Below are 3,912 nucleotides of genomic sequence, written 5' to 3'. Positions count from 1 at the left end.
GATCACGCCCTCGAACTGCTGGCGCAGCCGTTCGGGGTACGGGCCGTACCCGCCGACCGGCAGGTACGGCCCGATGAACTCCCACTCGGCATCCGTGAGTTGCGCTCGCGTCACACAACACGATCTACCGGATCCCGCGCGACCACGAGGCCGAAACCCGCAGATTGGCCACAACCCAATACGCTCCCTAGGACACCATCCGCCGCCTCGGCTCCACCCGCCCGAAACGCCCCGCGAACCGCGCCGAAGTCGCCGAATAGACCTGACCAGCCATCAGCTACCTCGCCCGCCACGAAGTGAATAACGAAGATACCCCCTTCGAGGCACGGAGTGTCGTTGCAGTACTGAGATCGTTCTCAACGGGATTTCCTGCACCGCAACCACTCACACCCGGACCACAACCTCCGCCAGCCGGTCCCGGTTCAGTTCCACCCCCGCACAGCTCGACCGCGGGAGAGGGCGGTCTGCTCAAGCAGCTGACGAAGCGGGTGCTGGAGTCCGCCTTCGAGGGCGAGAATACTGGCCTGACATTTCTAAAGATCACCCTTACGCTCGCCAAGGGTTACCGTTGTAGCATGCGTCTCTCCACTCCTTACATACTCGACTTGCACCCGCTCGCCGGGGCGATGAGACCACAATGCGCTCATAAGTGCGGGGCCATTCTCAATTCTTTCATCCCCAAGCTTTGTGATGACGTCGCCTGGCCTGAGACCAGCCTTGGCAGCAGGACCATTCGGAGTCACGGGCGGCTGTTGATCGATGGGTGTGGGCATAATCTGCACACCTTCGCCTCTGTATGAATCATTGCGGAGTAGCCCCATCTGAGCGTAACGCGGCTCTTCCTGGCGTATGAGGTTTTCAGCAACCCACAAAGCCTGATCTATGGGAATGGCAAATCCTAGACCTATACTGCCAGGTTGACCGCCTGCCGCGGCAGGTGCCGAACGGATGGCGGAGTTTACGCCGATGACCGCCCCGGAGGCATCGAGCAGCGGACCACCAGAATTTCCCGGGTTAATCGACGCATCCGTCTGAATGGCATTCATGTAAGCGACCGAATCACCCTCGCCGGTGGCCACCGGCCGATTTACGGCACTAATAATGCCAGCCGTGATGGTTCCTTCAAGATTGAATGGCGCACCGGCCGCGACTACCGACTCCCCGACACGGACCTTTGCGGAAGTGCCCATTCGTAGTGGCTTCAACTTCCTCTCTGGGCGATCAAGCTTGAGGACCGCAACATCGTACCCCTTGGCTACACCGATTACGGATGCAACGCGACTCTCCCCATCAGAGAACTTCACCCGGACCGTCGCCCCTTTCCCCATAGAAGCTACAACGTGGGCATTCGTCATGATGTGGCCGTTTGCGTCGAAGAGGAATCCGGTTCCTACTCCGTCACCCCCCGGACTGTCTACATCAATGGTAACTGTTCCCTGCAGCGCGTCACCTGCCACTCGAGAGACCGCGGTCTGCTGATTGGCAGGAATGGGTAGCTGCTTTCCGGCTTGTGGATTATGGCTGATAACAATTTTGCCAGGTTCCGAATCGGAGGCCCCCGCCCATGCCCCCACTGCACCACCAGCGACGCCGGCCACGAGAGCCGAAACCACCATTACAGAGGCAGCGAAGACAGTCTTGTGTCGACTCTTCGCGAAGCGGTAAGCGGGCGGTTCGGTAGTCACCCTCTTGCACTGCTCAACTTCGGCTACTGGCAGCTCGGGCTGAGAATTGCCAGGGCTGGACGTCAAATTGTCCTGGACGGGATTCACTCCTTCCGCTGCGGTAGGTTCTCGGACGGAAGGCTGGAGCTGCCGATCGGCAATTTGCATTGCATCTCCTGGCGTATCAGCACTAAAACGAGGGGGCTGCTTAGGAGTATCGGAAGACACAGGCGATCTCTACCTTTCATAACGGCGCGCCATATTCGACAGGCGCCATTAATGCGCCTTTAGTCGCAACTCGCCGGCCCGGCGGCTGCTGTGACCCACATGCATCCCTGAGGCCGCCAGTACCAGGCGGCTTCTACATACTGAGCTGCTGAACGAGCTGCGACGCCACCCGTTCAGCGGATGGGACGGCTGACGCATACGTCCGCCGCTGACCTGTCCGTAACCTGCGGGGTGGGGTCGTTTTGTTCTCCGCGCGCAGCCGACGCAGTTCCTCTCGATCATCGCTGGTCACACCCGTGACCTGGCCGACGTCGACCTCGCACTGCATCATCCGGCGGCGCACGGACTCCCGGGAGACACCGAGCGAGCCGGCGACGTGATGTGCAGTGAACGCTCGGACGAGAACGGTGCTCTGCCACCAGCCTCACGACTTGGCTACGAAGGCTGCGTCAATCTTCTCGGGCATGTGTCCCACCCTCTCTCTCATAACGGAGCGGCAGAGAAGTCGGAACAAGGCCGCCCAACGGGCCACTTGAACACCCTGCGTGACACTCGCTTGCAGGATGTCGGAATAGTGGGCCGTAGAGGGGATACGCGTTGGTAGCGCTCGGAGCTTGGTCGGCGCCGACAGCCGCCAGGCCGACTGAGGGGGCGCGCCCCTTCAGTGGAGCGCGCTTCATGCGTTGATAGGGCTGGTCAGAAGAAGTGCGGCAGGTGGCCTGGCGTCCAAGATGGGTGCGCCACTCTTATAAATTTGCTCTCGTTGAGAAAGGTCAAGCATGCACGCTTCGGAAAGAAACAGCCGCCCTGCTGCGACGAGGGGGGCATGCGCCGCGTGCTGCTGGGAGCGATTTTAGCTGTCGGAATCGCCGCGCCGTCCTCCTTGGCGGGAACTTCCTTCGCAGCCGACGCGGCGCCCGCCCCGGCTGCTTCTGCGGCTTCTGCCTCCGGCGCGGAGGCTGCGGCCAACAACGTAGATGCGCGGTGGAGCACGGCGCCGATATCCATGGGATCATTCGCGGGGGATATCGCTATGTCTCCTGACGGAAAGCGCGCCTATGTTGCTGTGGCAGACGGGATCGGCGTCATTGAAACCGCCAGCGGCAAGCTTGTTGAAACCTTCTCATCGGCCGCGCCAGGAACGGGACTCGGCAGAATCGCCGTTTCTCCGGACGGAAAGCGTCTTTATGTCGCCGATCCGGGTGGAATCCGCATCGTCGACGCGTTCACGGGTCAGCTGACGGAAAATGTCGAGCTAGATCGGGACAACTACCCTCTCACCCTTGCGATATCACCAGACGGCCACAAGCTCTACGTAAATGCGTCCTCTCTGTCCGGGCCCTCTGCAGTGATCACAGTCGACACAAAGACAAATCAGGTCTCTGCCCGCACAAGTCTGGCCCCTCTGGGCGTTCGCGATCTCTCGCAAATATCAGTTTCTCCCGACGGGAGCCGCGTATACATAAACGGTGGATACGGAGGCGTGGGCGTGGTCGATACCTCGACCAACACACTACCCGTCATACCGTCCGTGCTCCCGACGTTCGACGGAGGCGGCGGAATTCAGGTATCCCCGGACGGCCGACACCTTTATACCTACGGAAACTCTGAGATGGGGAGCGATAGAATCCAGGTGATCGATACCGCATCCGAGAAGGTCACGGCTGCGATTGACACACCTTCCTACGTTTCGAACATGGTGTTGAGTCCGGACGGAAAGGCCCTATTTGCGGTCACGGTGCGCGGCGAAGTCCTGGAGATCAACACCGGTGACAACAGCGTCCTGGAGACGCTGGAGACAGGCCCCACCTTCCAGTCGGACGCCGGAATGGCCGTTACTCCTGATGGCAAACATGTCTACGTCTTCAACTATGGCGTTGACGAGCGCCGGGTGACCGCTTTCACCCGCCAGTAGCCGCAGGCGTCCCGTCTGGGCTTTTGGAGGGGGTGCGCCCGAAGGGCGCCCCTCGAGGGGCTGTCTCTTATACACATCTCCGAGCCCACGAGACCTCTCTACATC

The 3,912-nt window shown here is 60.7% G+C and carries 2 protein-coding genes; one reads left to right on the top strand and one right to left on the bottom strand.

The window, feature by feature from the left end; genetic code table 11:
* Window positions 1–533: 533 nt before the first annotated feature.
* Window positions 534–1,457, bottom strand: coding sequence for a S1C family serine protease (locus IF89_RS46610; protein ID WP_158718089.1), 924 nt, complete (start codon window positions 1,455–1,457; stop codon window positions 534–536).
* 1,198 nt (window positions 1,458–2,655) lie between these two features.
* Between IF89_RS46610 and IF89_RS45350 the strand changes: the two genes are divergently transcribed.
* On the top strand, window positions 2,656–3,807 hold the full coding sequence (locus IF89_RS45350; RefSeq protein ID WP_158718088.1) for a WD40 repeat domain-containing protein: 1,152 nt from the start codon (window positions 2,656–2,658) through the stop codon (window positions 3,805–3,807).
* Window positions 3,808–3,912 lie beyond the last annotated feature (105 nt).

It is taken from the genome of Streptomyces sp. NRRL F-2664 (assembly GCF_000719345.1).
GTDB lineage: Bacteria > Actinomycetota > Actinomycetes > Streptomycetales > Streptomycetaceae > Streptomyces.
Note: the sequence above shows the minus strand (reverse complement) of the source record. Positions and strands in the feature narration are given on the sequence as shown.